The sequence below is a fragment of the Streptomyces sp. NPDC048751 genome (assembly GCF_043198595.1).
In the GTDB taxonomy this organism is placed as follows: Bacteria; Actinomycetota; Actinomycetes; order Streptomycetales; family Streptomycetaceae; genus Streptomyces.
The window spans coordinates 544,844-566,492 of record NZ_JBICUX010000004.1 but is presented as its reverse complement, the minus strand read 5'-3'; the positions used below and the strand labels follow the sequence as shown (position 1 = coordinate 566,492).

The 21,649-nt window shown below is 71.1% G+C and carries 21 protein-coding genes; 7 read left to right on the top strand and 14 right to left on the bottom strand.

The annotated features are described in order from the left end of the window. The first annotated feature begins 57 nt into the window (after positions 1-57). Entirely contained in the window at positions 58-1,395 is a 1,338-nt protein-coding gene (gene ccrA, locus ACGFNV_RS17300) for a crotonyl-CoA carboxylase/reductase (RefSeq protein WP_393623299.1), read from the top strand. A gap of 28 nt (positions 1,396-1,423) precedes the next feature. Here the strand turns inward: ccrA and ACGFNV_RS17295 are convergent, their stop codons facing one another. The 7 genes from ACGFNV_RS17295 to ACGFNV_RS17265 all read right to left on the bottom strand — a co-directional run bounded on the left by ACGFNV_RS17295 (position 1,424) and on the right by ACGFNV_RS17265 (position 7,709). Then, a complete protein-coding gene (locus ACGFNV_RS17295; protein ID WP_393623297.1) occupies positions 1,424-2,272 on the bottom strand; it encodes a class III extradiol dioxygenase subunit beta in 849 nt (282 codons plus the stop codon). Continuing rightward, positions 2,265-2,615: a protocatechuate 3,4-dioxygenase gene (locus ACGFNV_RS17290; RefSeq protein ID WP_393623296.1), complete on the bottom strand. Its 351-nt coding sequence runs from the start codon at positions 2,613-2,615 to the stop codon at positions 2,265-2,267. Before ACGFNV_RS17290 ends, ACGFNV_RS17295 begins: the two co-directional genes overlap by 8 nt. Then, complete coding sequence (locus ACGFNV_RS17285) at positions 2,612-2,893, bottom strand: muconolactone Delta-isomerase family protein (RefSeq protein ID WP_393623294.1); 282 nt, start codon at positions 2,891-2,893, stop codon at positions 2,612-2,614. Before ACGFNV_RS17285 ends, ACGFNV_RS17290 begins: the two co-directional genes overlap by 4 nt. Positions 2,894-2,941: 48 nt before the next feature. Continuing rightward, a complete protein-coding gene (locus ACGFNV_RS17280) occupies positions 2,942-3,658 on the bottom strand; it encodes an alpha/beta hydrolase (RefSeq protein WP_393623292.1) in 717 nt (238 codons plus the stop codon). Then, positions 3,655-4,698 carry a Rieske 2Fe-2S domain-containing protein gene (locus ACGFNV_RS17275; RefSeq protein WP_393623290.1) on the bottom strand — a complete coding sequence of 348 codons (1,044 nt, stop codon included), beginning with the start codon at positions 4,696-4,698 and terminating at the stop codon, positions 3,655-3,657. Before ACGFNV_RS17275 ends, ACGFNV_RS17280 begins: the two co-directional genes overlap by 4 nt. Positions 4,699-4,727: 29 nt before the next feature. After that, positions 4,728-5,696, bottom strand: a complete 969-nt coding sequence (locus ACGFNV_RS17270; RefSeq protein WP_393623338.1) for a PDR/VanB family oxidoreductase — start codon at positions 5,694-5,696, stop codon at positions 4,728-4,730. Positions 5,697-6,068: 372 nt separating this feature from the next. Next, on the bottom strand, positions 6,069-7,709 hold the full coding sequence (locus ACGFNV_RS17265) for an AMP-binding protein (RefSeq protein ID WP_393623289.1): 1,641 nt from the start codon (positions 7,707-7,709) through the stop codon (positions 6,069-6,071). 260 nt (positions 7,710-7,969) lie between these two features. Here ACGFNV_RS17265 and ACGFNV_RS17260 point away from each other — a divergent pair, with 260 nt between their 5' ends. The 3 genes from ACGFNV_RS17260 to ACGFNV_RS17250 all read left to right on the top strand — a co-directional run bounded on the left by ACGFNV_RS17260 (position 7,970) and on the right by ACGFNV_RS17250 (position 11,387). Continuing rightward, positions 7,970-9,637 carry an ATP-binding protein gene (locus ACGFNV_RS17260; RefSeq protein WP_393623287.1) on the top strand — a complete coding sequence of 556 codons (1,668 nt, stop codon included), beginning with the start codon at positions 7,970-7,972 and terminating at the stop codon, positions 9,635-9,637. Then, positions 9,625-10,272 carry a response regulator gene (locus ACGFNV_RS17255; RefSeq protein WP_393623337.1) on the top strand — a complete coding sequence of 216 codons (648 nt, stop codon included), beginning with the start codon at positions 9,625-9,627 and terminating at the stop codon, positions 10,270-10,272. Before ACGFNV_RS17260 ends, ACGFNV_RS17255 begins: the two co-directional genes overlap by 13 nt. Positions 10,273-10,370: 98 nt before the next feature. Then, positions 10,371-11,387: a LacI family DNA-binding transcriptional regulator gene (locus ACGFNV_RS17250; protein WP_393623285.1), complete on the top strand. Its 1,017-nt coding sequence runs from the start codon at positions 10,371-10,373 to the stop codon at positions 11,385-11,387. Between the two features lie 228 nt (positions 11,388-11,615). On the opposite strand, the gene ACGFNV_RS17245 is transcribed toward ACGFNV_RS17250, so the two are convergent. The 5 genes from ACGFNV_RS17245 to ACGFNV_RS17225 all read right to left on the bottom strand — a co-directional run bounded on the left by ACGFNV_RS17245 (position 11,616) and on the right by ACGFNV_RS17225 (position 16,962). Further along, entirely contained in the window at positions 11,616-13,220 is a 1,605-nt protein-coding gene (locus ACGFNV_RS17245) for an MFS transporter (protein WP_393623284.1), read from the bottom strand. Positions 13,221-13,341: 121 nt separating this feature from the next. Continuing rightward, the gene (locus ACGFNV_RS17240; RefSeq protein ID WP_393623282.1) at positions 13,342-14,178 is read right to left on the bottom strand and encodes a PaaX family transcriptional regulator C-terminal domain-containing protein; all 837 of its coding nucleotides are present in this window, start codon (positions 14,176-14,178) and stop codon (positions 13,342-13,344) included. 33 nt (positions 14,179-14,211) lie between these two features. Further along, positions 14,212-14,784 carry a hypothetical protein gene (locus tag ACGFNV_RS17235; RefSeq protein ID WP_393623280.1) on the bottom strand — a complete coding sequence of 191 codons (573 nt, stop codon included), beginning with the start codon at positions 14,782-14,784 and terminating at the stop codon, positions 14,212-14,214. Between the two features lie 67 nt (positions 14,785-14,851). After that, a complete protein-coding gene (locus tag ACGFNV_RS17230; RefSeq protein WP_393623278.1) occupies positions 14,852-16,213 on the bottom strand; it encodes a 6-phospho-beta-glucosidase in 1,362 nt (453 codons plus the stop codon). Further along, entirely contained in the window at positions 16,210-16,962 is a 753-nt protein-coding gene (locus tag ACGFNV_RS17225) for a DeoR/GlpR family DNA-binding transcription regulator (protein WP_133929991.1), read from the bottom strand. The genes ACGFNV_RS17230 and ACGFNV_RS17225 overlap by 4 nt, the downstream gene beginning before the upstream one ends. Positions 16,963-17,308: 346 nt before the next feature. On the opposite strand from ACGFNV_RS17225, the gene ACGFNV_RS17220 reads away from it, so the two are divergent. Genes ACGFNV_RS17220 through ACGFNV_RS17210 form a run of 3 tightly spaced genes read left to right on the top strand, consistent with a single transcriptional unit; the run spans position 17,309 to position 20,479 of the window. Beyond that, positions 17,309-18,589, top strand: coding sequence for an extracellular solute-binding protein (locus ACGFNV_RS17220; protein ID WP_393623276.1), 1,281 nt, complete (start codon positions 17,309-17,311; stop codon positions 18,587-18,589). A gap of 1 nt (position 18,590) precedes the next feature. Continuing rightward, a complete protein-coding gene (locus ACGFNV_RS17215) occupies positions 18,591-19,649 on the top strand; it encodes a carbohydrate ABC transporter permease (RefSeq protein ID WP_393623274.1) in 1,059 nt (352 codons plus the stop codon). After that, positions 19,646-20,479: a carbohydrate ABC transporter permease gene (locus ACGFNV_RS17210; RefSeq protein ID WP_393623272.1), complete on the top strand. Its 834-nt coding sequence runs from the start codon at positions 19,646-19,648 to the stop codon at positions 20,477-20,479. Before ACGFNV_RS17215 ends, ACGFNV_RS17210 begins: the two co-directional genes overlap by 4 nt. Here ACGFNV_RS17210 and ACGFNV_RS17205 read toward each other — a convergent pair. Beyond that, positions 20,445-20,774 (bottom strand): substrate-binding domain-containing protein, encoded by a 330-nt coding sequence (locus tag ACGFNV_RS17205; RefSeq protein ID WP_393623335.1) that lies wholly within the window; start codon positions 20,772-20,774, stop codon positions 20,445-20,447. The two genes, ACGFNV_RS17210 and ACGFNV_RS17205, sit on opposite strands and share 35 nt — an antisense overlap. Next, the gene (locus ACGFNV_RS17200) at positions 20,720-21,550 is read right to left on the bottom strand and encodes a LacI family DNA-binding transcriptional regulator (protein WP_393623270.1); all 831 of its coding nucleotides are present in this window, start codon (positions 21,548-21,550) and stop codon (positions 20,720-20,722) included. The genes ACGFNV_RS17205 and ACGFNV_RS17200 overlap by 55 nt, the downstream gene beginning before the upstream one ends. Positions 21,551-21,649: the final 99 nt, after the last annotated feature.

Here is a 21,649-nt window from a genome sequence, read left to right as displayed (position 1 = left end):
TGCCGCGGCAGGCAACGTTTGCCCCGAACGCCCCCGGACCAAGAGGAGTCTGTGGTGATGACCGACCTGGTCGCCGCGATCGAGTCACCGGACGCGCAGGCACGCGACTTCGCGTCCCTGCCGGTACCGGAGTCGTACCGGGCCACCGTGCTGCTCAAGGACGAGCAGCGCATGTTCGACGGTCTCCCGGTCAGCGACCGGGAACCCGCGAAGGCCCTGCACATCAGTGACGTACCGACCCCGGAGCCCGGCCCCGGCGAGGCCCTGATCGCCGTCATGGCGAGCTCCGTCAACTACAACACGGTGTGGAGCGCGCTGTTCTCGCCCGTGCCGACGTTCTCCTTCCTCGAACGCTACGCCCGCACCGGCGGCCCGGCCGCCCGGCATGACCTGCCCTACCACGTGATCGGCTCGGACCTGTCCGGTGTGGTCCTGCGCACCGGGCCCGGAGTGCGCCGCTGGCAGCCCGGCGACCGGGTGGTCGCGCACTGCCTGTCCGTCGAGCTGGAGGACGCGGCGGGTCACGACGACACCATGCTCGACCCGGAGCAGCGGATCTGGGGATTCGAGACCAACTACGGCGGGCTGGCCCAGCTGGCGCTGGTGAAGGCCAACCAGCTGATGCCCAAGGCCGCTCACCTGACCTGGGAGGAGGCCGCCGCACCCGGTCTGGTCAACTCCACCGCCTACCGCCAGCTGGTCTCGCGCAACGGCGCGGGCATGAAGGTCGGCGACACCGTGTTGATCTGGGGCGCGGGCGGCGGTCTCGGCTCCTACGCCACCCAGTACGCGCTGGCGGGCGGCGCGGTACCGATCTGCGTGGTCTCCAGCGAGCAGAAGGCGGAGATCTGTCGTGCGATGGGCGTCGAGGCGATCATCGACCGCGGCGCGGAGAACTACCGGTTCTGGCGGGACGAGCACACCCAGGACCCCCGGGAGTGGAAGCGCTTCGGGAGCAGGATCCGCGAGCTGACCGGCGGCGAGGACGTGGACATCGTCTTCGAGCACCCGGGCCGGGAGACCTTCGGCGCCTCCGTCTACGTGGCCCGCAGGGGCGGCACGATCGTGACCTGCGCCTCCACCTCCGGCTACCGGCACGAGTTCGACAACCGCTACCTGTGGATGCACCTCAAGCGGATCATCGGCTCCCACTTCGCCAACTACCGGGAGGCGTGGGAGGCCAACCGGCTCGTCGTCAAGGGCCGGATCCATCCCACGCTCTCCCGCGTCTACCCGCTCACCGAGACAGGCCTGGCCGTCAGCGACGTCCACCGCAACCGCCACCACGGCAAGGTCGGGGTGCTGTGCCTGGCCCCGCGGGAGGGCCTGGGCGTCACCGACCCCGAGCTGCGGGAGCGGCACGAGCCGGCCATCGACCGGTTCCGCACCCGGTGAGCGGCGCGGGCGTCATCCGTGCCGTGCCTCACGCGCCCAGGCTCTCGAACAGCACCATCCCGGCCGCCGTGTTCGACGCCGGTACGTGATAGGTCTCGTGGACGCGGCGGATCCGTGGTCCCAGGGCGCCGCGCATGATCAGCCACATGATGAGTTCGATGCCCTCGGAGCCGGCCTCGCGGATGTACTCCTCGCGTGTCAGCGTGGCCAGCTTCTCCGGGTCGTGCTCGATCGCGTCGAGGAACATCCGGTCGAAGTCCTGGTTGATCAGACCGGCGCGGGCGCCCGCGAGTTGGTGGGACATGCCGCCGGTGCCGAAGACCGCGACCTTGAGGTCCTCGGGGTAGGCGCGGATCGCCTCGCCGAGCGCCCGGCCGAGGGCCAGACAGCGCGCGGCGGTGGGCTGGGGGTACTGGATGACGTTGACCAGGAGGGGGACGACCGTGCACGGCCAGCGTTCCCCGGGGTCGGGGCAGTACACCGACAGCGGCACGGTCAGGCCGTGGTCGACGTCGAGTTCCTGGTAGACCGTCAGGTCGAAGGAGGCGTCGACCAAGCGCTCGACGAGGTGGTCGGAGAGCTCCGGGGCACCGATGACGGGCGGTACGGGGCGGCTGCCCCACCCTTCGTCGGCCACCCGGTACGACGAGGCGGTGCCGATCGCGAAGGTCGGGGTGGCGTTCAGGTCGAGCGCGTTGGCGTGGTCGTTGTAGACGACGACCGCGACATCGGGGGTGTGCCGGGCCATCCACTCCCGCGCCGGCGTGTACCCGTCGAACAGCGGTTTCCAGTAGAGGGCCTGGGTCCTGCCGTAGTCCATGGCCGCACCGATCGACGGCACGTGGGACGTGGCCAGCCCCCATATGACCTCAGCCAAAGCTCCGCCCTCCCGCTCTGAGCGCCTCCGTGAACTCCTCGGTGGTCATCCCGGTGAACACACCGCCGAGGTACTGCATGGACTTCTCGTCGAGGACGGCGAGCTTGAAGACGTAGAAGATGGAGCCTCCGAGCTCCATCATCCGGTTCCAGTCCCGTCGCAGGACGGCGTCGCGCTGCTCCGCATTGAGCCCGTACGCGTCGCAGTACGCGGCCTCGTCGGCGGAGAACCACCCGCGGTTCTCGGGGGTCTTCAGGGATCCGAACAGCCGGTTCAGGGCTCGGCCACGGCGGTTCTCGGCGGCGTCGAAGACGTAGGTGCCGGGGACCCGGGGGCTGGTCATGGCGTCCTCTCCTGCGGATGGGTGGCCAGCGCCTCCACGGTGACGTCCATCCACCTCCACATCGGCAGGGAGACCAGCGCGTCGTGCAGCTCGGCCGGATCGGCGGCCTCGTACAGGCCGACGGTCGCGTTGCGGCCCGGGACGCGCCACAGCCGCTTGAGGATTCCCGCCGCGCGGAGCTCCAGGGCTCGTTCACGTTCGGCCTTGCGCAGGTCCTCGCGGATGTCGTCGGGAGTGTCCGGGGGCAGCTTGTTCTCGGTGCGGACGAGGAATTCCATGCGGGTGTTCCTTCAGGGGCTGGAAAGGGGGGGGGCGCTGGAGCGGGGTCAGGCAGCCGCGATCTCCAGCAGGAGTCCGGCGAGGTCGCCGGGGGCGGTGACCATGGCCTCGTGGCCGGTGGCGATCTCGTGCACCGGCCAGCCGCGGGCGGCGGCGCGCTCCGCGTGCGGGGTGAACACCCGCATCCAGTCGGTGCATTCGACGAAGGCGCTGGGAATGTGCTCCGCCTCGCCGGTCAGCCGCAACGGCTCGGTGTAGGTCAGCCACGGGTGCGGAGTGAGCCGGGGGCCCAGCCAGTCGAGGTCCGCCCGGTCCTCGACGCCGAGCACGCTCAGCGAGCGCACCGGGATGAGCCAGCCGAACCCGGGTCCGGACACCGACTCCCGGTAGTGCCCGGCGACGGTGGCGGGGAGCAGATCGATCGCCGCGTCCCCGTCGTCGCCGACGAAGGCGTCCAGGTGCACGCGCCGCGCCAGCCGGTCCGGGACGCGGTCCGCGACCCCGGTGACGACCTGCCCGGCGTAACTGTGTCCGACGAGGACGACGTCCCTCAGGTCATGGGCCTCGATCAGCGCCACGACGTCCTGGACATGCGTGCCGAGCCCGACCTGCGGCCCGAGCAGATGGGCGCGGTCGCTCACCCCGGTCAACGTGGGGGCGTACACCTCGTGCCCGGCCGCGCGCAGCAGCGGTGCCACGCGCTGCCACACCCAGCCGCCGTGCCAGGCGCCGTGGAGCAGGACGAAGACACGGCGGCCGCTCATACGGACACCCGGCCGCGCGGTGCACGGTCGCCCTGCTGTTCGCGGGCCAGCATCTTCGCCAGCGCCCGGCGTCCGCGGAGCGCCGCCAGGTCGGACCTGATGCTGGACTCGGCCATGGCGCCCTGGTCGGTGGCGTACATGATCTCCTGTGCCTCCAGCGCGTCGACGTCCTCCTGCATCACCGCGAGCTGCTGCTCGTGCTGGAACTTCGTCAACTCCTCGTCGTCGACGAGGTAGTCGCGGCCCAGCGCGTAGAAGTCGTGCGTCTCGTTGCCGAGAGCCGGTGTCAGCCCGTACAGCACCTTCATGTGGAAGCCCTCGGGTTCCTCGGTGCCGGTGGCGGCGAGGCGGATGTTGAGGACGAAGATGCCCGGCGGGTAGAACTCGCCGTCCTGCCAGCGGTCCACCGGAGAGGTCAGGCCACAGGACTTCTCGTAGAACGGGGGAGCCTGGATCCCGGTCATACGGCGGCTGAAGCCGACCCGGTAGCCGTCCACCGTGACGTCGATCGGCGTGGCCGCCACGGCCGCGTTGCCGATGCTCGTCGGGTGCAGGAACGTCTCGTGAGTGAGGTCGAGCAGGTTCTCCAGGAGCAGCAGGTGCCGCGCCTTCAGCGGAACCACGCCGTGCACCTGCGTCCAGCCCGGGTCGCTCAGCCACGAGGTGTCGGGCAGCAGGCCCTCGTCGGCCAGTTCGGGGTCCCCGGGCCAGATCCACAGGGCCCCGTCCCGCTCCACCAGGGGGAAGCGGCGCAGCGCCGCCTTCGGCCGGTCCGCCTGCTCGGCGACGCCGACGCACACGCCGTCCGGGCCGAAGCGGTAGCCGTGGTAGTCGCACTGCAGGATGCCCGCGTCGTCGAGATGGCCCAGGGACAACGGGTACTTGCGGTGCGGACAGCGGTCCTCGACGGCGGTGACCGTGCCGTCGGGCAGTCGGTAGAACAGCACCGGGAGGTCCGTGATCCAGCGCTGTGTGAGCCGTCGGCCGATTTCGTCGGACCAGGCCCCCAGGTACCAGCCGTTGCGCACGTGTTGTGTCATGACAGGTGTTTCCCTTCGCTGACGCGCGTTCAGAGATCCAGGACCAGGCGGCCACCGCGTGCCCGGGAGACACAGATGAGCATCGTGTCGCCCGCGGCCCGCTCCTCGTCGGTGAGCAGTTGGTCGCGGTGGTCGACCTCGCCCTCCACGACGGCGGTCTCGCAGGATCCGCAGATCCCCTCCTCGCAGGAGTACAGAACCGGTACGCCCGCCTGCTCGACGGCCCTGAGGACCGACTGCCCGGGCGGGACCGTCAACGTGAGCCCGGACGCCCGCAGTTCCACGTCGATGGCCTGCTCGCCCCCGCCCTCGGCGGACCGCCGGGTGGCCGTGAACCGCTCCACGTTCAGGGACCCGGGTGGCCAGTCGGCGCAGTAGGCCTCGACCGCGTCGATCAGGGCGGCCGGGCCGCAGCAGTACACCAGGGCGGACGGGTCGGGATCACCGAGGAAACCCGCGAGGTCGAGCAGCCCGTGGCGGTCCTGCGGTCGTACGGTCACGCGCTCGCCGTAGCCCTCCAGTTCGGGCAGGAACGCCATGGACGCGTGGGACCGGCCGCCGTAGAGGAGGGACCACTCGGCGCCCGCCGCCTGGGCCTCGGCCATCATCGGGAGCAGCGGGGTGATGCCGATGCCGCCGCCGACGAACAGGTACCGGGCGGCGGGCCGCAGCGGGAAGTTGTTGCGCGGACCCCGCACCCGCAGTGTGTCGCCCTCACGGACGTTGTCGTGGATCCACCGCGACCCACCGCGGCCGTCCGCCTCCCGCAACACCGCGATCCGCCACCGGCCCCCGCCTCCCGCCGGGCCGCACAACGAGTACTGCCGTACGACACCCGTGGGCAGGACCACGTCGATGTGCGCTCCCGGCTGCCAGGGCGGCAACGATCCGCCGGAGTCCGGCGCGAGTTCCAGTGACACGACACCCTCCGCCACGGTCCGCCGGGACACCACGGTGAGAGCCCCGTCGGCGGGGCCCGGTGCCTGGTCGAGGTGGATCCTCACCTGGCGGTTCGCGCCCCACAGGGCCTCCACGACGGCGTTCAGCTGCCGGGCGTCGACGCGCCACATCGGTGCGCCGTAGCGGTCGTCGCGCGTGATGCTGCCCTGGGGAACGGCGTCCGCGAAGTCCGGGTGGTCCGCGCGCGCCAGTCGATCCCCGCACTCCACGTAAAGGCACGTGTCCCGGAAGGGAACCCAGATGTGGGTGGCGCCTCCCGCCCGCCGGACGAAGTCGCCCGCGTGCGCGCTGGTCGCGAGCAGCCGCCCCGCGGACGAGGCGGGGGTGTCGAGGCTCATCGGTACTCCTTGGCTTGGGTCCAGGACAGGCACGGAACACGGGACAGGGGGAGGCGATGGGGTGGGGCCCTGTCACGTTCCGGCGCTCGCGCCGGACTCCCGGGCGGTCTTCCTGGCCCAGGCGAGTTCGAGCTTGCCGGTAGGAGTCCGTGGCAGGCTGCCCGTCAGGACGACGGCACGCGGCACCTTGTAACCGGCGAGGCTCCGCCGGACCCAGTCGCGCAGTTCGCCGGCCGTGACGGCGCTGTCGGGCTGGAGCGCCACCACGGCCGCCACCCGTTCGCCCCAGGTCTCGTCGGGGACGCCGACGACGACACAGTCGGTCACCGCGGGGTGTGTCAGGAGGACGTTCTCGACCTCCTGGGGGTGCACCTTCTCGCCACCCGTGTTGATCACGCCGGCTCCGCGTCCGAGGAACCGGATCGCGCCGTCGGCCTCGAGCGTGGCGAGATCGCCGGGAACGGCGTACCGGACCCCGCCGATGGTGCGGAACGTCGTCGCGCTCCTGGTGGTGTCCTTGTAGTAGCCGAGCGGCATGGGTCCGCGGTAGGCGAGGTGTCCCGTCTCGCCGCTGCCGGGTTCGACGGGGTGGTCGTCCGGGCCGATCACCCGGGTCGCGGGAACGGGGAAGAAACGGGCGGGCAGATCCCGTACCGAGGACGTGATCGCGAAGGCGAAAGGCCCCCCTTCGCTGGACGCGATCGCGTCGATGACCGTGACCTCGGCCCGCTCGTGCAGCGCTCTCTTCAGCGTGTCGCTGAGCGCGGTGCCGGAGCTGATGAACCTGCGCAGGGAGCGCAGGTCGTGCGGTGTCCCCGCCCGTTCCGCGCGCACCAGTTCGTCGACGAGCGGCCGGCACACGGCGTTGCCCGCGACGATGGCCGTGTCGACCCGCTGCTCGGCGATCGTGTGCCAGACGTGCGCCGGGTCGAGACCGCCCTGCCGGGCGGTGACGGCCCTGCCGCCGACCATCAGGGCGCCCATGGTGTTGAACAGCCCGGTGGCGTGCATGAGCGGCACGACCGGCATGGTGGTCGGGGCACGGCCCTCGCGGTGTGCCCTGGTCGCGACGGTCACGGCGTCGTCGAGGGTCGCGGGGAGTTCGGCGACACCGAGCGGGCGGAAGATCGGGACCACGAGGGAGTGGAGCAGATCGCTCTGCCGCCACACGACGCCCTTCGGCCTGCCTGTGGTCCCGCCGGTGTACATGAACAGCCGGTCCGAACCAGGACGCCGTCGCGGCTCACGGGGTGCGTGCGCCGCCAGCAGCTCCTCCAGCTCGGGCACGGCGGGTCCGGCCGGGCCGTCGGCGGGCGGATCACCCGCCCTCACGAGCAGCTTCAGGGTGCGGACATGACCGGCCGCGTGCGTGACCCGGTCGGCCAGGGCGCCGCTGAACACGACGGCGGCCGCGTCGGCGTCGGTGAGGAGTCCGGAGAGCTCGTCGTCGGTGTAGCGGTAGTTGGCGTTCACCGGCACGGCACCGAGCTTGAACGCGGCGAAGACCGTCTCCAGGTAGGTGGCCCCGTTGAACAGGTAGCAGGCCACCGTGTCGCCCTCGCCCACCCCGGCCTCCGCCAGCGCGGTGGCCAGCCGTGCGGCGCGCTCGTCGAACTCCCGGTACGTGGTCGTCCGGCCGGGTGCGGCGATGGCGACGGCATCGGGCAGCGCACGGCAGACCGCCTCCCAGATCGTGCCGATGGACACGTCCATACCTCAGACCTCCTCGTCCTCGGGGGCTCGTCGGTGGCTCTTCGGTGATTCCTCGGGGGACCGATGATCCGCGGGCTTCCTCCTCAACGTAAGCAGGACCCGGCCCTGTGGGAACGCGAGCAATGACCGAAGCCGTTCGGCGCTTCGACCTGGCGATGAACGGGTCGAATGACGTAGGCCCGTCCTGAACGCGCGGGGCTACGATGCTGCACGCCGACCGCGAGTGTCGCCTCCGGGTGACGACGATGAGGAGATCGGTCATGTCCGGTACGCCGCTCGTCGGGTGGGACGATGTCGCCGCCGTCGCGCCGGACGGCCTCGCCGTACTGGACCGCGCGGGCCGGTTCGTACGGCTGAACCCGGCGGCGGTCGCGCTGTTCGGGGCGGGCGAGGAGGCCGACCTGCTCGGTGTGCCGTCCCCGTTCGCGCCGGCGGACCGATGCGCCCGGGACACGGCGGGGCCGCCGGCGGACCATGCCGTCCACTCGGACGAGCAGGTCGCCCCCTGGACGCCGGCCTCCGGCCCCGGGCGCGAGTTCGCCTACCGGGCCCGCGGCCTGCGGGCCGACCCGGCGTTCACGGTCGTGTCGTTCCGCGACGTCACCGAGGAACGGCACCGGCATCGCAGGATCGCTGCCATGGCGCAGACGTCGATCGCGCTGGCCTCCGAGGGCTCGCTCGGCTCGACGCTGGACGCCGTGGCGCGGCAGATCGTCCAGGCAGACGGCTTGGCCGGCGCACAGATCCTCACCCTCGACAGCACCGGACGGGAACTGCGCCTGATGGGCTCCGCGGGGCTGCGGCACTGGGACGTGTTCCTCGACCGTCTGCTGGAGTGCCGCGACCGGGGCGCCCGGCTGTGCATGCTGGACACCCTCAAGGAGCGCCGACCGGTCGTCGTCCCGCACCGGTGGGCCCAGATCCGCGAGGACCCGGCCTGGGAACCGCTCCACGACTACCTCGGGGAGCTGAACTGGGACTCCTTCGTCAGCGTTCCGCTGATGGCCCGCGGCCGCGCCGAAGGCGTGCTCAACGCCTACTTCGCACCGGGGCAGGAGATCGGCGGGCGGACCCTGGAGTTCCTCGCCGCCATGGCCGAACAGGCCGCCCTCGCCGTCGACTACGCCACCCTGCTCCAGCGCGAGCGGGAGGGGGCGCGCCGGGGCGAGCGCCAGCGCCTCGCCCGCGACCTGCACGACTCGATCGTCCAGCAGGTGTTCTCCATCGGCATGCAGGCCAACGCCGTCGGCGTGCTCGGCGCGCGCGGCGAAGCGGTTCGCGCCGAGACCGTGCGGGCCTTCGCGGGCGAGATCGGGACACTCTCGCGGACCGTCCTCGCCGACCTGAGGGCGATGGTCCACGAACTGCGTCCGTCCTCCTCCAGCCGGCTCGGCCTGGAGGACGCGGTGAGCGCGCTGGTCAAGAGCACCGAGAACCGCACCGGCCTCACGATCCGGTTGCTGTGCGGCCGGGACCTGGACGCGGTGGAGGCGGAACCGGCCGAGGACCTGTACCGGATCGTCGCCGAGGCCCTCCACAACGTGGTCAAGCACGCGGAGGCCACCACCGTCACGATCCGCCTCGGCGTACGCGACCACACCCTCACCGCGAGCGTCCGCGACGACGGCCGCGGACTCGCGGAGTCCGGCGGGCGCGGGGCCGCCCCGCAGGGCGCGGGCGACCGGACGGCCGGCGGCCGGGCCTGGGACCACGGCTACGGACTGACAACCATGCGCGAAAGGGCGGAGCGATGGGGCGGCACCATGAGAATCAGGTCCGGCGCGAAGAGCGGCACGATCGTGCGCGTCGTCGTACCCCTCCCCGTACGGGTCCCGGAGTCGCCCCCCTCGGATCCGGACGGCCCGCGGACAGCCCAGCGGGCGGTGCCGCTGAGCAGGACGCGGAACCCCGCGCCATCCGGGTCCTGATCGTCGACGACCACGCCGTCGTACGCCGGGGGATCCGCGCCTATCTCGAGGTCCTGGACGACATGGAGGTGGCCGCGGAGGCCGCCGACGGGCAGGAGGCGCTCACCAAGCTGGACGCGATGGCGGCGCACCGGGAACTGCCCGACGTGGTCCTGATCGACCTGCTCATGCCGAGGATGGACGGGGCGACGGCGATCGGGGCGATCAAACAGCGCCACCCCGATGTACGGGTCGTGGTGCTCACCAGTTTCGGTGAGATGGAACGTGTCCACGCCGCGCTCGCCCAGGGCGCGGCCGGCTACCTCCTCAAGGACGCCGAGGCGGGCGAGGTGGTCGCCGCGATCCGCGCCGCCGCCCGGGGGGAGGTCTTCCTCGACCCGGCGGTGGCCAGGGGACTCACGCAGGAGATCGTCTCGCCGCCGACCGGGCTCGCCGCGCTCACCGGCCGGGAGCGTGACGTCCTCGTCCTCGTCGCCGAGGGACGGTCGAACCAGCAGATCGCCGACGAACTGGTGATCAGCGAACGCACCGCCCGCACCCATGTGAGCAACCTCCTGCGCAAACTCCGCCTCACCTCCCGCACCCAGGCCGCGCTGTTCGCGGTCCGGCAGGGGCTGGTGCCGCCCCGGGCCTGAGCCGCATGCAGGGCCGCCCCGGTGACGACACGCCCCCGCCGGCGGCGGCCGACCGCAGAGGTAGTGTCGTCGCTGACTACCACTGAGGAGAACTGACCATGCCGGTGTCCCGCCGCCCCACGCTGAGTGATGTGGCACAGCAGGTCGGTGTGAGCGCCAAGACGGTGTCGCGGGTGCTCAACGAGGACGGGCCGGTCGCCCCCGCGACCCGCGAGCGGGTGATGGAGGCCGTCGAACGACTCGGGTTCCGGCCCAACCTCATGGCGCGGCACATGCGGCTCGGCAGGAGCGACACCGCCATCGGCCTGATCGTGCCGGACATGAGCAACCCGTTCTTCGCCACGGTGGTGAGCGGCATCGAGTCGGTGACTCACGACCGGGGCCTCACCCTGCTCGTCGGTTCGTCCGCGCAGGACGCCGAGCGCGAGCGTTCCCTGGTCGGCACGTTCCTGGCCCGCCGGGTGAGCGCCCTGCTCATGGCGCCGACGCCGAGCGCCGACCACGGCTACCTCAAGGCCGAACGCGCGGCCGGGCTGCCGGTCGTCTTCCTCGACCGGCCGGGATCCGGCCTGACCACGGACAGCGTGCTCAGCTCCAACCGAGGGGGTGCCCGCGAGGGCACCGCACACCTGATCCGGCACGGCCACCAAAGGATCGGCTTCGTCGGGGACACCCCGGCCGCGCTGTACACGCGCCGGAAGCGTTTGGAGGGCTACCGGGACGCCCTCGTGGCGGCCGGGCTGCCGTACGACAGGGCACTGGTGGCGGGCGGCCACGACGTGCGGGGCGCCGCGGCCGAGACCGAGCGTCTGCTGACCCTCGCGGACCCGCCGACCGCGCTGTTCGCGGCGAACAACTTCGCGTCGATGGGAGCGGTGCTCGGCCTCGCCCGCGCCGGCCGCAAGGACGTCGCGCTCGTCGGCTTCGACGACATCCCGCTCGCCGAGGCCCTCGAACCCGCCCTCACCGTTGTCGCCCAGGAGCCGACGGCGATGGGAGCCACGGCGGCGACCATCGCCCTGGCCCGCCTGGACGGCGACCGCTCCCGAGCACGCTCCACGGAGATCCCCACCCGCCTCGTCCCTCGCGGCTCGGGGGAGTTGCGGCCCCGCTGAGGGGGCCCTGTCGGCCGAGGGCCGCGGAGCACGGCACCCGCGTCGGGCCTGGGGGCGCGAGAGTTCCAGGCCGGGGCCCGCACCGGTGCCATGAGCAGACGGCCCGTCAAGGTCGGGAGCGCGAGGGCGTGTGTGCCCGACCGGAGGCGGCTCCGGCGCCGCAGCGCCGACGCGTGCGATGCCGGACCAGAGGTCGGTACGGCACCGAACGCTCGGGGTGTTCGCCGTTCAGGCGGCCGCCGGTTCCTCCGTCTTCGTGACGGTCACCGGTGCGGAGTCGTCCTTCGTGCCGCGCAGGGCGATCACGCTGAGGAGGCAGCAGGCCAGGGCTGCGATGCCGCAGACGACGTAGCCGATCGCGTAGCCGTTGCCGAGGGCTTCCAGGGCGATGGGGACCGCGCCTCCCGGCGGGGAGGACGGCGGGACGGAGTTCGAGGCGAGGGGGCCGCCCTCCGCCGCGACCTGGGCCGCCGCAGCCTTGACGTCGGCGGAGAGGCCGGACGCGGCGAGGTTCCGGGTGAACTCGTCGGCGGCGCGGCTGAGGGCGATCGCACCGATGACGGCCGGGCCGAGCGTGAAGCCGAAGTCCCGCAGCAGGCTCGTCGACGCACTGGCCATGCCGGCGTAGTGGACCGGCACCGTGTTGACGGCGGTCGCGGTGATGGAGGAGACCGTGAGGGCGAAGCCCACGCCGACCAGTCCGATGGGGAGGATCAGCGAGGTCAGGGCACGGTCCTCCACCGGAAGCGCCGCCGCCAGGAAGTCTCCCGGGGCCATCAGCGCGAGGCCGAGGCCGAGCACCCAGCGCGCGCTGACCCGCTCCAGCAGCCGGGAGATCACCGGCATCAGCAGCAGTGTCCAGCAGTTGAGCAGGATGAACGCGAACGAGCCGCGCAGCGGGCTCTGGTGCTGGATCGGACCGAGCCGGATGCTGGTCGCGTAGGCGGTGCCGAGGTAGCTGAACATGCCGACCACCGCCACGAAAGACGCCACCGCGAAGGCCCGGTTCCTGAACAGGTCGAGGCGGAGCAGGGGAGAGGCAGCGCGCCGCTCGGCCACGATGAACAGGCCGATGAACACCGCGGCGACGACGTACGCGATCACCACCGGCGTCGCCGTCCAGCCGTCCGCCGGGCCCTGGATCACCGCGTACAGCAGCGCGAACATGCCGACGCCGATGGTGATCTGGCCCGCCAGGTCGAGTGAACGGCCCTGCGGCGCGCTGGAGTTCTGCGCGAGGAACTGGCTGAGCAGCGTACTGACGACGGCCAGACCCGTGACCACGATGAACGCCCAGCGCCAGGAGCCGTAGTTGCCGGTGATGCCGCCGAGGACGGGGGCTATGAAGCCGCCGCTGGAGAGCGCCGCGGCCCAGATGGTGATGGTGCGGGCGCGATCCCGGGCCGAGTGGGTGCCCGCGGCGATCATCGCGAGCGAGGTCGGGAACAGCGCGGCCGCGCCCAGACCGGCGATGGCCTGACCCACCCAGAGCATGTGGATGCCGGTGCTGGCGGCGGCCAGCGCCTCGCCGACGACGAGCAGTGCGCCGCCGCCGACCAGCAGCCGCTTGCGGCCGAAGAGGTCGCCGAGGACGCCGAAGGTCAACTCCAGGACGGAGACGGGCAGCAGGAACGCGTCCGAGATCCAGGTCAGCTGCGATCCGACGGGATGCAGGTCTTCCTGGAAGAGGCCGTTCAGGGTGGCCGGCATGGCCAGGGCGATCTGCGCCAGGCAGACCGCGAAGCAGCCGGCGACGAGGGTGCCGACGGGCAGACCACCGGACGGTTGGGGGTCGGCGGTGGAGTCGGGCTGGGTGCGCGTTTCGGTGGACACGGAGGCTCCCCTTTGAGCGGATTCAAGGGATTTGGCGCATTTGCGGGGGATGGCGGTGCCGAGAACGCGATGAATGTAGGGCAGTTTTTCGACAGCGGTCAATGGGCTGCCCAATGTTTGCCTACGGGAGGGCCGCCTGGATCATGTCCAGCGCGGTGGCGGCCTCCTGGCGGGCCGGCTCCTCGCAGCGGTGCGCCAGATCGTGGAAGCGTTCCTCCGCGGCGGCCGCGGGCCAGCCCTCGGGCAGGTGCTCGGCAGGCAGATGCGGGTCCTGCCGCACCAGCTCCAGCCAGTCCGCGTGCAGCAGCAACTGCCGCACGAGAGCGCTCGTCCCACCCGCTTGCGGGGCGTCCGTGCTCCACCGGGTCAGGAACGCCTCGTACCCCTTGGCGATGGACTCGACGTCGAAGGCGCTGTGCAGCACGGTGCGGGCGTCGGTCGGGCCGACGGCCGCGGCCCCCTGGAAGACCCGCAGGTACGAGTCGAGGCCGAGCCCCGCCACCACCTCGGGCACGTCCACCGTGCCGGGCGCCACCCACAGGCCGTTCTGCAGCGGCCCGAAACCGCCCCACACCAGCCGCGACCGCAGATCGTGCCGCTCACTGCGCCACGCCTCCGGCAGCGAGAATCCGACGAGGGTCCAGGTGCCGTCCCAGTCCCGGTTGACCGCCCCGGTGTGCCAGATCCGGTCGTGGCCGTCCTGGAGAACCCTGGTGGCCCGCTCGGTCGGCCCGAAGTACGTCTTGCGGCCCCGTCGGTGCCGTTCGAGCAGGCCGCGCTTGACCATGCGGGTGAGCGTCGACCGTACGGCGTCCTCGGTGATTTCGGCCTGCCCGAACACCTCGATCAGGCTGCCGGCCGAGAGGGCGACCTCCCGGCCGAGGGCGTGGATGCCGAAGAAGGTCAGCATCAACGACTGTGGTCTGGGGGCGCTGCCTACCTGATCGAAGCTGGTCACGGGGGTAAGAGTAGGGCTGTGGCGCCCTCGGGGTCAGTGCGCCGGAAGCCACTCGGTCAGGGCGTCGATGAGGCGGTCGAGCGCCGGCTCGTCGGAGGAGCGGTCCGTCATGACCGTACGGCCGTCGTACTGAAGCGCGTACTGGAACATGTCGGCCGCCCCGCTGTTCATGGTGAACGCGGGGACGTCGGCCAGCGCCGGATCCCCGAGCAGCGTACGCAGCTTCCTGAACTGGGCCGCGGTGGTGCGGCGCACCGTGGTCCGGCCCCGGTCGATCGTGCGGACGGTGCCGTCGCCCCGCAGGACCACCTTCTGGTTGACCCCCGCGAAGCCGCCGCTGACCGTCATGGTCACCAGCTTCTGCTCCGGGCCGGTGACGGGCACCGGCGAGGGACTCGCGGAAGCCGGGGCCGACCTGGACGGGGAAGGGGTGGGCGCGTCGGTCGAGGGCGCAACGGAAGAGGGGGCGGGAGCCGCGGTGGAGGCCGCGGTGGGGGAGGCCGTGGTACGAGAGGGCTCGGCCGAACTCCCGCCGCCTCCGGCGGAACAGCCGGCCAGGGCCAGCACAGCGGCCGCGCACATCATCGCCGTATGCCTGGAGAGCACCACGTCCCCCTCTACGTCGATCGCTGAACACCCGTCATATCAAAGTGCCACGCATCGAGTTGTGTAATCAGCGGCCCAGATACTCGAGTTCCGGGAAGTGGCGCTGATAGGCGTCCAGCAGACGCTTCGCGACGGCGTACGAGTCGATGAGCGGATGGATCGTCAGCGCCTTGACCGCGTGGGAGCGGTCGGCCGTGGTGGCTGCGTGGATCACCGCGCGATCGACGGCCTTGACCGCGCACACCAGGCCCTGGCCGTGGTCGGGCAGCGGGGCGCCGGCGATGGGGCGTGCGCCGTTGGCGTCCACATGGCAGGGGACCTCGATGACGGCGTCGTCGTCGAGCACAGGGATCCGGCCGCGATTGCGGACGTTGAGGACGAGGGTGGTGCGCTCGTCCAGGGCGATGGCCCGCATGAGGGCGAGGGCGACCTGCTCGTAGCCGCCGGACTCCAGGTCGCAGGAGTCCCGTTCGCCCATGCCGACGGCGTCGCGGTTCTCGGCCATGTAGGTGGTCTCGCGCTCCAGCCGGGTCGCGTCCCAGGCGTTCCAGGCGGCGCGGGGCGGGGGCGGGTCGCCGGCGACGGTGCCCAGGGACTCGTAGAAGCGCTGCTGTTGGGAGTGGAGGAAGGCCCCGCGGGTCTGCTCGGAGGCCTGGGCGGAGCCGACCGACTCGCGGTGGAAGTAGTAGTAGTGCAGGTACTCGTTGGGCAGCGCGCCGAGCGTGCGCAGCAGGTCGGCGCCGAAGAGCTTGCCCTCCTCGAAGGAGGTCAGCGCGGTCTCGTCCGCGAACAGGGACGGCAGCAGATCCCGGCCGTCGGCGTACAGACCGCACAGCCAGCCCAGGTGGTTCAGGCCCACGTAGTCCAGGCGGACACGGGCGGGGTCGGCGCCGAGCGCTCCGGCGACGCGGCGGCCGAGGCCCACCGGGGAGTCGCAGATGCCGATCACGCGGTCGCCGAGGTGGGCGGTCATGGCCTCGGTGACCATGCCCGCGGGGTTGGTGAAGTTGATGACCCAGGCGTCGGGGGCGAGGGCCGCGACACGGCGGGCGATCTCCAGGGCCACGGGGATCGTGCGCAGGCCGTAGGAGATGCCGCCCGCTCCGACGGTCTCCTGGCCCAGCACCCCCTCCTCGAGGGCGATGCGTTCGTCCGCCGCGCGCCCGGCGAGGCCGCCGACGCGGATGGCGGAGAACACGAAGTCGGCTCCGGTGACCGCCTCGTCCAGGTCGGTGGTGACGGTGACGGAGGGCGGGTCGGGGTGCCCGGCCGCCTGGTCGGCGAGAACCTTCCGGATGGTCGTCAGCCGGGAGGCGTCCAGGTCGTACAGGGTCACGTCGGTGACCCGGCCCGCGCCGCGGTCGCCCAGCAGCGCCCGGTAGACCAGCGGGACCCGGAAGCCCCCACCGCCCAGGATCGTCAGTCTCATACCTCGACCACCTCCACTCCCGCCTCACGCAACCGGCCACAGGTCTTCTCGTCCCCGGGGGCGTTGGTCACCACCACGTCGAGCTCCTCCGGACCGCACACCCGGGCCATTCCGGTGCCCGGGAACTTGCCCGCGTCCGCCAGCAGGACCACCTGGGCGCTCGCGGCGATCATCGCCCGCTTGACGGGCACCTCCACAGCGGTGGTGTCCAGCACCTGCCCGTCGGGGCGGATCCCGCTCGTGCCGAGGAACAGCCGGTCGGCGTGCACCTGCCGCAGGTTGTCCTCGGTGAGGAAGCCGACCAGCGAGCGGTAGTCGCGCCGGACCACGCCGCCCAGCAGGATCAGCTGGACGTCCTTGTCGTCCTGGAGTTCCTCGTAGACGGCAAGGTTGCTGGTGATCACGGTCAGCGACCGGCCGTGCAGGTGGCGGGCCACCCGGTGGGCCGTGGTGCCGATGTCGAGCAGGACCGTCTCGCCGTCCTGGACCAGGTCGGCGCACCACGCGGCCAGCGCGTCCTTGGCCTCGACGCGGACCGCGGCGACGTCGGCGAACGGATCGTCCTCACCGACGACGGGGGCGGCGCCGCCGTAGACGCGTTTGAGCAGTCCCTCCTCCTCCAGCTGCGCGAGGTCCCGCCGGATCGTGGCCTGGCTGGCCCCGATCCTCTCGGCCAGCAGGACCACCGTGGTGGGCCCGTCGGCGCGCAGGACACGCAGGATCAGCTGATGTCTTCGGTCAGGGAGCATGCGTTGACCATACTCGCGAACTCGCCAAACTCAAGCAAAGTCGCGCATGAATGTCTCGATTGCTGCTTGACCCTTGTCAAACTCGCGCACCGGGTGCACGCTCTTGCGTAATTCGGAGCCAGGTCCGGACCCCACTCCGGTCGGCCGAAGCGGATCAACGGTGCATCACGCCGTCACGGACGCGTCGGCACCGTCTGAGAGGACCAGGTAGAGCCCCGGGTGGCTGAAGGGTTCCATACCTACGCCGATGCTCTTCAGCCACCCGGCCCTTCGCGGCCCCCGCGCCCACACAGGCCCTGTCGGACATGCCGGACACGCCGGACATGCCGGAAACTAGGAGAAGATCGTGGACCTTTCCCGCAGACGATTCCTTCAGGCCGCAGTACTCGCGGCCGCCACGGCCGGCGCCACCGCGGCGTGCGGTGGTGGCGGCTCAGGGTCGAGCGGCAGCAAGGACAGCAAGAACCTGAGCCTCTGGTACTGGTCCGGCGGTCTGAGCGACAAGGTCGTCGCGGACGCCAAGAAGCACTTCTCCGACATCACCCTGAAGACCTCCGTGGTCGGCGGCGACTTCAAGACCAAGCTGCTCACCGGTCTGCGAGCGGCCCAGTCCGCCCCGGACATCACCGGCATCAAGGGCGAGGACATCGCCTCCTTCCTGCCCAACGCCAACCGCTTCATCGACCTGAAGACCGTCGGCGCGGACAAGCTGGCCCCGCAGTACCTCTCGTGGAAGCTGAAGCAGGCCACCACCCAGGACGGCAAGCTCATCGGCTTCCCTATCGACATCGGCCCCTGCGCCACGTTCTACCGCGAGGACCTCTTCGCCAAGGCGGGACTGCCCACCGACCCCGCCAAGGTCTCCGCCGAGCTGTCCACCTGGGAGGACTACTTCAAGGCCGGCGTCGAGCTGCACAAGGCCCTGCCCAAGACCTACCTGGTCAACAACATCAGCTCGGTCTTCTCGATGATCGTCGGCCAGGGCACCCAGCGGTTCATCGACGAGGACAACAAGTTCATCGGCGACCAGGACCACATCCGTACCGCCTGGACCACGGCCGTGAAGCCCTACACCCTCGGCATCGACGCCAAGATCAATGACAACACCTGGAACGCGGCCATCAGCGGCGGCGCCCTGGGCACGGAGATCGGCGCCGCCTGGCACGCGCTGGACATCAGCAGCGCCGCGCCGGGCACCAAGGGCAAGTGGCGGGTGGCGAGCCTGCCGGGCGGGCCGTCCAACCTCGGCGGGTCCTTCCTGGCCATCCCCGCGACCAGCGGCAACCCCGAAGAGGCCTTCAAGATCATCAGCTGGATCCTCAGCCCGGAGAACCAGGCCCGCGGCTTCACCGACGCGGCCCTGTTCCCGACCGCCCCGGCCGCGTACAAGCTGCCCGCGCTGACCGGCGGCGACCCCTTCTTCGGCGGCCAGAAGACCATCGAGATCTTCGGCCCGGCGGCCGAGAAGATACCCGCCGCCTACGAGGCCCCGGCCGACTCGGCGGTCTCCGCGCCCTACTACAGCGAGCTGACCAGCATCGAGGCCAAGGGCAAGGACCCCGAGCAGGCCTGGAAGGACGCGGTCAGCCAGGCCAAGCAGATCGCCCAGCGGCAGGGAGTGAAGTGACATGTCGTCAAGCCCGGTAGCCGGCCCGGCCGCCACCGGACCGTCCTCCGGATCCGACACCGCGCCCACCGGCCGACCGGCCCCGGACCGCCCCCGCGGCGGCCCGGGCCGGCACGGCCGGCGGATCCGGCCGGTGTCGGCCGGGGCCCGGCCCGGGCCGCGGCGGCGGGCCACCAGGTACTGGCCGCAGTACCTGGCCGTCTCGCCGTACTACCTGCTCTTCTCGGTCTTCATGCTCTTCCCGGTGATCTACACCGTCTATCTGGCGTTCCAGAAGTGGGACGGCATCGGGGAGATGCACTTCGTCGGGTTCCAGCAGTTCCGCTTCCTGTGGGACGACCCGGTGTTCTGGCTGTCCATCCGCAACACCCTCATCATCTGGGTGCTGTCCACGGTGCCGATGCTCTTCCTCGCGCTGGTGCTCGCGGTGCTGGTGAACTCCACCAAGCGATTCACGGCGCTCTACCGCGTCGCCCTGTTCATTCCCAGCATCACCTCACTGGTGGCCATCGCGATCTTCTTCGGCGCGGTCTTCAGCAACAACTTCGGCCTGATCAACGCCATCCTCCGATCGGTGCACGTGTCCGCCGTGCCATGGATGAGCAACGAGTGGACCATCAAGCTGGTCATCGCGGCCCTGATGACCTGGCAGTGGACCGGCTACAACGCGATCATCTACCTGGCCGGTCTCCAGGCGATCCCCTCGGAGCTCTACGAGGCCGCCAAGATGGACGGGGCCGGCCCCGTGCGGATCTTCTTCTCCGTCACGATCCCGCTGCTGCGGCCCATCATCCTGTTCACCGTGATCGTCTCCACCGTCAGCGGCCTGCAGAGCTTCACCGAACCGCAGGTGCTGTTCGGCAGCGAGGCGGCCACCAACCCCAACTCCGGCGGACCGGGCCAGGCGGGCCTGACCACCTTGCTGTACTTCTACCACCAGGCCTTCGACAACAACGACTTCGGCTACGGCGCCGCCATCGTCTGGGCCTTCTTCCTGCTGATCCTGCTCATCGTGCTCATCAACTGGCGCCTGGTGCAGCGTAAGGAGCGACGGCCATGAACGCCCTGAACCGCAAGCGCGTCCGGGGGCTGAGCGTCCACGTGATCCTGATGCTCGGCGTGGTCATCTCGGTGTTCCCGTTCTACTGGATCATCGTCATGGCGACGAACAGCTCGCAGGACATCTACAGCTATCCGCCGAAGCTGTGGTTCGGCGGCAATCTGCTGACCAACGTCCATCACCTGTTCGCCAAGATGGATTTCTTCGGGTCGCTGTTCAACACCGTGATCGTGGCGGTCTGTACGACGGCGCTGGTGCTGTTCTTCGACTCCCTGGCGGCCTTCGCCTTCGCCAAATACGAGTTTCCCGGCAAGAAGTTCCTCTTCGCTCTGCTCGTGTCGATGTACATCCTGCCGACCCAGCTGGCGATCATCCCGCAGTACGAGATCATGGTGCAGCTGGGCTGGCTGGGTACGCTCCAGGCGCTCATCGTGCCCGCCGCCGCGAACGCCTTCGGCATCTTCTGGATGCGCCAGTACACCAGCAGCGGTGTCCCCGACGAGCTGCTGGACGCCGCCCGGATCGAGGGTGCCGGGTTCTTCCGCCAGTACTGGCACGTCGTGCTGCCCTGCGTCCGCCCGGCGCTGGCGTTCCTCGGCATCTACACCTTCATCGCCGCCTGGAACGACTACGTCCTGCCGTTGGTGATGCTGGTCAACCCCGACCGCCTCACCCTCCAGGTCGCGCTCGCCCAGCTGTACGCCGGCCACTCCACCGACTACAGCATGGTGATGTCCGGGGTGCTGCTCGCGGTGATCCCGCTGGTGCTGGTGTTCACCTTCTTCGCCCGCGGGTTCATCGCGGACGCGACGAAGGGCGCCCTGCGCTGACGTAGTCCTGGGGAGCGAGGGCCGCTCGGCCGACGGTGCGCGCAGGCGCCGGCTGGGCGGCCGTCGACGTCCGCAGCACGAGTTCCGTGGCGAGTTCGATGCGCGAGGACGCGGGCGGCCGGCCCTGGGAGAGGTCCAGCAGCACCCGGGTCGCCTCCCGCCCCAGCTCCTCGAACGGCTGCCGCACCGCGCTCAGCGGCGGGCACGCCATGGCCGCCACCAGCGTGTCGTCGAAGGACATCACCGCCAGGTCGTCCGGCACGGCGAGCCCCTGCCGACGGGCGGCCTCCAGCACGCCGAGCGCCTGCGCGTCACTGGCCGCGAACACGGCGTCGGCGGATCCTCGGCCCGCAGGATCTGAAGGCCCGCGGCGAGCGCCTCCGCGTAGTCGAAGTCGGTCGAGCGCACGATCGCGGGGTCGTAGGGGACCCCCGCCTCCTCCAGCGCGGCCCGGTAGCCGTGCACGCGCGCCGCCCCCGCCAGTGAGTGCGAGCGGCCCGCGACCATGCCGACCCGGGTGTGCCCCAGGCCCAGCAGGTGCTGCACGGCGTCCCGGGCGCCGCTCCAGTTCGTCACCCCGATGCTGGGGATGTCCTGCGTGGGCGCGCTGAGCGGGTCGATCAGCACCACCGGGAGCCGCTGCTCGACGATCCGGCGCTGGTCCTCCTCGGACAGCATCGAGATCACGATGACGATCCCCGCCGCGCCGAGCGCCACGCACTCCTCCAGCCAGCCGGAGATCGACCGCCGGTTCGTCGTCCCGGTGACCACGTCGATGCCGAGTTCCCCGGCGGCGTCCACGATGCCGCGCGCGACCTCCAGCGTGTACGGCCCGGACAGGTCCCGGAACACCGCGATGATCTGCCGGGGCGTGCCGGGAACGGGCTCCCAGGAGCGGACGTACCCGTGCCGGTCGAGGAGTTCCTCGACCCTGGCCCGCGTCGCCGCGCCGACGTCCCGGCGCCGGTGCACCACCTTGGAGACGGTGCTGAGGGAGACTCCCGCCTCGGTGGCGATGCTCGTCAGCAGACCGTACTGCGCTTCCTGTCGGTCCTTGCCTCGACTTGTCACTCGACGCCCGTTCTGCATGCCTGGCCGGGAAACTCCGCGCAAAGTAAGCGGGGCCCGCCGCGCGCGTCAATACCGGAGAAGGGCGGCGTACGAAACACT